The organism is Falsiroseomonas selenitidurans, from assembly GCF_012103215.1.
GTDB lineage: Bacteria > Pseudomonadota > Alphaproteobacteria > Acetobacterales > Acetobacteraceae > Falsiroseomonas > Falsiroseomonas selenitidurans.
In genome coordinates this window covers 1-7030 of record NZ_JAAVNE010000102.1, presented here as the reverse complement: position 1 = coordinate 7030, position 7030 = coordinate 1, and the positions used below count along the sequence as shown (strand labels likewise).

The window sequence follows — 7030 nt, the reverse complement described above, 5'->3', positions numbered from 1 at the left end:
CAGGGGCCGCCTCGGGCTGCACGGCGGCAGGGGCCGCCTCGGGCTGCACGGCGGCAGGGGCCGCCTCGGGCTGCACGGCGGCAGGGGCCGCCTCGGGCTGCACGGCGGCAGGGGCCGCCTCGGGCTGCACGGCGGCAGGGGCCGCCTCGGGCTGCACGGCGGCAGGGGCCGCCTCGGGCTGCGCGAGCGGGTCCGCCAGCACATCCGTGGTGATCGGCGGCAGGCCGAGCACCTCCGCCATGCGGCGCAGCGTCTCGAAGGTGTGCGGCGCCATCTCGTCGATCCGGCCGGGGATGTAGCGCACCACCCGCAGCGCCAGCTCGCGCTCCTCCTGCCGCGGCAGCAGGCGCGGCAGCGTCGCCAGCGCCTGCTCCGGCGCCAGCGTCACCACCAGCGTCTGCTCGCGGATCACCAGCGTCCGCTGCTCGGCGGAGAGGCCGGCGAAGGGCACATCGGTGGTGAGCACCCGGGCCGAGCGTTCCAGCCGGTCACGCCGCACGCCGCCGCGGCTTTCCACCAGCATGACCAGCATGCGGATCACCGCCTCCACGAAGCCGCCCTGCTCCATGCGGGCCAGCGCCATCTGCGCCTCCGGCAGGCCGATCAGCTCGTGGAGGTCCTTCAGGGTGCGGCCAGCGGCGTGGCTGTTGCCGTAGGCCCGCGCGGCCGGGGAGGCCCAGATGCCGTAGAACGCCATCTCATAGGCCATGTCGCGCAGGTCGCGCGTCAGGTCCATGGCCTGTTCCAGCGCATCGGCGCCGGCCGCTTCCAGCGCCGCGAAAGGGTTGCCGGCGGAAAGCGCGTGGCGGTCGCCGCGGATCCGCTCCGCCATCATCTGCCAGGGCAGCATGAAGGGGTTGCTGCTGGCCATCGCCGAACGCTGGGTGCGCAGCGGATGCAGGGAACGGGCGAGCTCGGCCAGGCCGGGCTGCACCATGGCCTGCACCATCGGGCGCAGGGCGACGTCGTAGAACTCCGCCTGGGCTTCCGACAGGCGGGCCACGGCGGCGAAGGGCCGCTCATCCTGCCGCCCGTCATCGGCGCCGCGCAGATCGGCCAGGCTCCGCTCCTCGAAGCTGACGGTGAAGCTGCGGTGCTGGCCCTCGCCGCTCGCCGCCTCGATGCGCATCTCGTAGAGGCCCGGCGCCAGCGCCTCGATCGTCTGCATGACGGAGGCGACCTGGGCGTGTTCCTTCTGCGCGATCTTGGCCGAGACGAAGATGCCGAGATGCCCGACCTCCTCATGCACCATGTAGACGATGCGCTGGCCGCGGATGCGGATCTCCTGCACATCGGCGTAGCTGTCGGCGATCCAGTTCAGCGCCTGCTGCGGCGGCGTGATGTTGTCGCCGCGGCTGGCGAAGACGATGATCGGCGAGCGGACGTTCTTGACATCGACCGTCCGCCCGGGCTCGAGCTGCGCCATGTTGCGCACCAGGCGGTTGCCGACGAAGAGCTGTTCCACGATCCAGCGGATCTCGGCCTCGTTCAGCCGGAAGAAGCCGCCCCACCAGCGCTCGAACTCCAGGAAGCGCTCGCGCTCGCTGTCGATGCGGGCGAACAGGTCGTAGTATTTGCGGAAGAAGCTGCGGCTGGGGTTCAGCGCCTCGAAGTTCGACACCAGATGCGCGCCGTCGAAGATCCCGGCGCCCATGTCGGACCAGAACATCGCCTGCCAGGCGCCGCCGAGCAGCCCGGCATTGTAGCGCATCGGGTTGTTGCCCACCTCGCCTGCCCAGGGCATGACCGGCGCGCCGTTCAGCACGATGGGGCCGGTGAGGTCCGGGTTGGTCGCGGCCAGCAGCAGCGTGGCCCAGCCGCCCTGGCAATTGCCGATCACCGCCGGCTTCTCGGCCTCCGGATGCAGGCGGGCGACCTCGCGCACGAAGGCCGCCTCGGCGCGCGTCACGTCGGCCAGCGTCTGGCCCGGCACCGGATCGCGGCGGAAGGAGACGAAGTACACCGGATGCCCCGCCGCCATGGCGACGCCCACCTGGCTGTCGTTCTTGAAGCCGCCGATGCCGGCGCCGTGGCCGGCGCGCGGGTCGATGATGACATAGGGCCGGCGGGCCGGGTCCAGCGTCACGCCGGCGGGCGGCAGGATCCGCAGCAGCAGGTAGTTGCAGGGCCGCGGCAGTTGCGCGCCGTCCATCACCACCTCATGCTCATAGACCAGCACCGGCGGGCAGCCGGCCTGTTCATGCGCCACGAAGATGTCGCCGCGCTCGCGCAGCGCGTCCAGGGTCAGCACCATCCGCTCCGCACGATCGCGCAGATAGGCGTTCCAGGAGGCTGCCCAATCCCTTCCCTGGCCGGTGCCGGCCAGCGCGGTCGCCGCCCTGGCCATCGCCTCCAGCACCGCCTTGTGGCGCGCGCCATGCTCGGTGGCGATGCGCTCGGCATTGCGCGAGGCGGCCCGGACCAGGAGATCGGCCTGCTCCGCCAGGGCTGCGGCGCGCTCGGCACTGCTGCGGATCGGCTGGCCGGGATCGACGGCGGCAGCAAGGTCGGCCATGAGCGTCGGCGCGGCGAGGCCGGGCTTCGCGGTATGCGTGATGTCCACGGGCAGATCACCTTCCCTGGCGCCCTGCCCCGCCGCGGCGCCGGTCGGCGGGCCGATCGGCGGGCGAGCGAGGGCAGGCGGATGACCCGGTCAGCGAAGCTGCCGCCGGGCGGCGATATTGCGCCAGCAACGGCGCCGGACGTCGACCGGGGATACGTCTCAGTCGCGTGAACCTATGAAGTAGCCGTATATTGGAAGCTGCGGCCGCGCCGGATCATCGAAGGCCATCCGCGCCCGGGGAAGGGACAAGGCGGCTCCGGCCCTGGAAGAGGTGCGCGATGGGGGAGGCTTCTTCAGCCGCCCGACGCCGCGCGGGGGCAATGGTGCCGACACCCGGGATTGAACCGGGGACCTACTGATTACGAATCAGTTGCTCTACCGCTGAGCTATGTCGGCGAACCGTCAGCGCGGCCCTATAGCCCCGCGCGCGCCCGCATACAACCCGCTTCCGAACCCTCCCATGACCATGCGGGCCAGGGCTGCTACAAGGCCCGCCAGATGCGCCGGCTCCTCCTCCTTCTCGCCCTCCTCGCCGCGGGCGGCACCGCGGCCTGGGTCCGGTACGGGCTGCCGCCGCGCGTGACCATCGCCATGGCCAGCCAGGGCACGGCCCTCGAAGCCGTCTACGCCACCGGGACGGTGGAGCCGGTGCAATGGGCGCGCATCGGCCCGGCCACCCGCGCCCGGCTGACGGAGGTGCTGGTGGAGGAACGCCAGCGCGTCACCGAGGGCCAGCCGATGGCCCGGCTGGATGACCGCCAGGCGCGCTCCCTGGTCGCGGAAGCCGAGGCTCGGGCCCGCTTCGCCGCCGATGACCTGGCCCGCACCCGCACCCTGGTGGCGCGCGACATCTCCGCCCGCACCACGCTGGACCGGGCAGAACGCGACGCCCAGGCGGCGGAAGCCACCGCCCGCGCCGCCCGCCAGCGGCTGGACGACTACGTTGTGCGCGCGCCGACCGATGGCGTGGTGCTCCGCCGGGACGCCGAGGTGGGGGAGGTGGTGGACACCCCGGCCTCCCTGTTCTGGGTGGGCGAGCCCCGGCCGCTGCGCATCACGGCGGAGGTCGATGAGGAGGATATCGCCCGGATCCGGCTTGGCCAGCGCGTGCTGCTGCGCGCCGATGCCTTTCCCGGCCAGGCGCTGACGGCGACGGTGGCGCAGATCACGCCCAAGGGCGACACGGTGCGCAAGGCCTACCGGGTGCGCCTCGCGCTGCCGGACGACACGCCGCTGCTGGTCGGCATGACGGTGGAGGCCAACATCGTGCTGCGCGAGACGCCGGATGCGGTGCTGGTGCCGCAGGCCGCCCTGGTGCTGCCGCCGGCGCCGCGCGACGCCTCCCCCAGCGCGCCACCCGCGCCCCCGCCGGGGGCGCCGCGCCAGGGCCATGTCTGGGTGGTGGAGAAGGAGGTGGCGCAGCGCCGCGCCGTGCAGGTGGGCGTGGAGTCGCCGCGCAACGTCGAGATCCGCCAGGGCCTCCGCGCCGGGGAGGCGGTGGTGCTCAACCCGCCGCCGGGCCTCACCGATGGCGCGCCGGTCCGCCTGCAGGCCGCCGCGGCGCCACCGGGATGAGGCTGCTGCTGGACCTGGCGCGTGGCATGCTGACGCGGCGGCTGCGGCAGACGCTGGTCTCCGTCACCGGCATCGCGCTCGGCGTCGCCTTCTTCATCGCCACGGCCGCCATCATGCGCGGCTTCCAGACCTATTTCGTCAACCAGATCATCGACGTCGCGCCCCACATCACGGTCAAGGACGAAACCCGCCGCCCCGCCGCCCAGGCCGCGGAGCTCGCCTTTCCGGAAGGCGCCGTGCAGGTGCATGGCGTCAAGCCGCGCGACCGCATCCGCGGCATCCGCGGCGCCGCCCGCAAGGTGGACTTGCTGGAAGCCATGCCCGGCGTGGCAGCCGCCCCGGTGCTGCAGGCCCAGGCGCTGCTGCGCTATGGCGCGCGGGACGTCTCCGCCGTGGTGACGGGGCTGGAGCCGGAACGCCACCGCCGCGTCTCCAACATCGAGAAGGACATGATCGCCGGGCGGCTGGAGGATCTGCGGCGCTCGGCCAACGGCATCATCATCGGCGAGGGCCTGGCCTGGCGGCTCGGCCTCGGGCTCGGCGACACCGTCTCCGCCATCGCGCCCTCCGGCACCGTGTTGTCCATGAAGGTGGTCGGGCTTTTCAGGACCGGGTTGCAGGCGGTGGACCAGGGGCATGGCTTCGCGCTGCTGAAGGTGGCGCAGGTGCTGGCGGACCGGCCGAATGTGGTGAACCAGATCCTGGTGCGGCTGGCGGACGTGACCCAGGCCGAACCGCTGGCCCGCCAGATCGAGGCCCGCTTCGGCGACCGCACCGAAAGCTGGGAGGAGCAGAGCGCCAATATCCTGACCGTCTTCGTCATCCAGAACGCCATCATGTTCTCGGTCACCGGCGCCATCCTGCTGGTCGCCGCCTTCGGCATCTACAACGTGATCTCCACGGTGGTGATCGAGAAGACGCGCGACATCGCCATCCTGAAGTCGCTGGGCTTCACGGAAGGCGACATCCAGCTGCTGTTCCTGGTGCAGGGCATGGTCGCCGGGCTGCTCGGCGCGCTGGTCGGCTGCGCCCTGGGCGCGCTGATGATCGAGGGGCTGGCGCTGGTGCGCTTCGGGGTGCAGACGCCCTCCGGCCAGGGCCAGTTCCTGCTGGACCGGGACATCCGGGTCTATGCGATGGCCAGCCTCTTCGCCCTGGTGGCCGCCGCGGCGGCCTCCGTCATCCCGGCCCGGCGGGCCAGCCAGCTGGACCCGGTGCAGGTGGTGCGGGGCGCGGCGTGAGGCCGCCGCTGCTGGAGGCGCGCGGCGCGGCGCGTATCCTGCCGGATGGCGCGGTGCTGGTGCGGGACGTGGACATGGCGGTGGAGCCCGGCGAATTCATCGCCGTCACCGGCCCCTCCGGCTCCGGCAAATCCTCGCTGCTGTACCTGCTGGGGCTGCTGGACCGGCCGAGCCAGGGGGCGGTGCTGCTGGAGGGGCGGGACACGGCGCATCTGCCGGCGGCGGAGCTGGCCGGGCTGCGGCTGGCGAAGCTGGGCTTCGTCTTCCAGTTCCACTTCCTGCTGCCGGAATTCACCGCGCTGGACAATGTGCTGATCCCGATCCGGCGTCTGGGGCGGCTGCACGGCGCGGCGGCGCGGGACCGGGCAATGGCGCTGCTGGGCGACCTCGGCCTGGCGGAGGCGGCGGGCAAGCGGCCCGAGCAGCTTTCAGGCGGCATGCGGCAGCGCTGCGCCATTGCCCGCGCCTTGGCCAACGACCCGGCGCTGATCCTGGCGGACGAGCCCACCGGAAACCTGGACAGCGCCAACGCCGCCGCGGTGTTCGACATCTTCGCGGGCCTGGTGGCGCAGGGCCGCAGCGTGGTGGTGGTGACGCATGACGCCACCCTGGCGGCGCGGGCCGGCCGCCGGGTGCATCTGGTCGATGGCCGCATCGTCAGCGACACGGCCCAGGGTTGATGCCCCTGCTCGGTGATCGTCACCGATCACCGCCTCGATCACCGGCTTGGCTGCGCGGCCGTTCGGCCGCTCGCCCGCCTTCGGCGGGCGCATCGAGGAGACCTGGCATGAACCGCCGGGGGCGCGGAGGCGCCCCTACCCCACCGTCGCCGGGAGGGTCTGCGGGCTGGTCCAGGCGATGGTGCCCACCGCCTCGCATTTCGGGCAGACCGGGGCCCAGGCGGCGTGGTCGGTGCCGCAGGCGCTGCAGCGCCAGCGCGGCTCCGGCGCGGCGGTCGCCGCCTGGCGCAGCCAGCGGGCCTGGGCGGCGCGGCCTTCCGGCGTTTCGCCGTGCTCCGCCTCCTCCAGGTCGCTCATCGCCAGGAAGGCGCGGCGGTCTGCGGCGCCGGAGGCGACCAGCGCCTCCAGCTCCTGCCGCGCCCGGCCGGTCAGCCCGGCCTCCAGCGCCGCGCGCCCCACCAGCAGGCGGCTCTCGGCATGGCGGGCATTGCCCTTGGCCAGGGTCTCGGCCGACTTCATGCGGGCCAGCGCGTCCACATCCTCGCGCAGATAGTCCTCCGCCAGGTCGGGGTGCGGCTGCGCCGCCCAGGCCTGTTCCAGCACGGTGCGGGCGCGGCGCGGGCTGCCGCCCTCGCGCAGCCGGCGGGCATGGGCCAGGGCCACCGGGGCGAAGGCCGGGTCGGCGGCGAAGCCCTGGCGTTCCAGCTCCGCCGCGCGCGACATGTCCGGCTCCTGCCCCGCCGCGGCCAGGGCCAGCGCCGCCTGGCCGGCGCCGGGCGGCGCCAGGGTCAGCGCCTCCCGCCAGTCGCGCATGCGCAGCGCCAGCGTCTCCCGCTCCTGCCGCAGCCAGGCGGCGCCGGGCACCGCGGCCTCCGCCTCCCGCGCCAGCCGCTGGGCCGCCGGCCAGTCGCCGGCCTGGATCGCCTGGCGCAGCAGGCCGCGCAGGCCGAGGAACCGCGCCTCAGGCATCG

Annotated in this window: 4 protein-coding genes, 1 tRNA gene and 1 pseudogene; 3 read left to right on the top strand and 3 right to left on the bottom strand. The window is 73.5% G+C overall.

Going from position 1 to position 7030, the window contains the following annotated elements; all coding sequences use genetic code 11:
- Both HEQ75_RS27310 and HEQ75_RS27305 read right to left on the bottom strand, forming a co-directional pair.
- Positions 1-2563, bottom strand: a 2563-nt coding sequence (locus tag HEQ75_RS27310; RefSeq protein WP_209318812.1) for a DUF3141 domain-containing protein, incomplete at its 3' end; no start/stop codon positions are given.
- 321 nt (positions 2564-2884) lie between these two features.
- A tRNA-Thr gene (locus tag HEQ75_RS27305) sits at positions 2885-2959 on the bottom strand.
- 102 nt (positions 2960-3061) lie between these two features.
- On the opposite strand from HEQ75_RS27305, the gene HEQ75_RS27300 reads away from it, so the two are divergent.
- Genes HEQ75_RS27300 through HEQ75_RS27290 form a run of 3 tightly spaced genes read left to right on the top strand, consistent with a single transcriptional unit; the run spans position 3062 to position 6059 of the window.
- A complete protein-coding gene (locus HEQ75_RS27300) occupies positions 3062-4138 on the top strand; it encodes an efflux RND transporter periplasmic adaptor subunit (RefSeq protein WP_168035283.1) in 1077 nt (358 codons plus the stop codon).
- Complete coding sequence (locus tag HEQ75_RS27295; RefSeq protein WP_168035282.1) at positions 4135-5379, top strand: ABC transporter permease; 1245 nt, start codon at positions 4135-4137, stop codon at positions 5377-5379. The genes HEQ75_RS27300 and HEQ75_RS27295 overlap by 4 nt, the downstream gene beginning before the upstream one ends.
- Positions 5376-6059 (top strand): ABC transporter ATP-binding protein, encoded by a 684-nt coding sequence (locus HEQ75_RS27290; RefSeq protein WP_328735025.1) that lies wholly within the window; start codon positions 5376-5378, stop codon positions 6057-6059. Before HEQ75_RS27295 ends, HEQ75_RS27290 begins: the two co-directional genes overlap by 4 nt.
- Positions 6060-6194: 135 nt before the next feature.
- On the opposite strand, the pseudogene HEQ75_RS27285 reads toward HEQ75_RS27290, so the two are convergent.
- A pseudogene (locus HEQ75_RS27285) lies at positions 6195-7030 on the bottom strand (heme biosynthesis HemY N-terminal domain-containing protein); the annotation flags it as partial.

Excerpts from the sequence above, each read along its gene's own strand:
- HEQ75_RS27300 (WP_168035283.1), top strand. The coding sequence starts at position 3,062 with ATGCGCCGGCTCCTCCTCCTTCTCGCCCTCCTCGCCGCGGGCGGCACC.
- HEQ75_RS27295 (WP_168035282.1), top strand. The coding sequence starts at position 4,135 with ATGAGGCTGCTGCTGGACCTGGCGCGTGGCATGCTGACGCGGCGGCTG.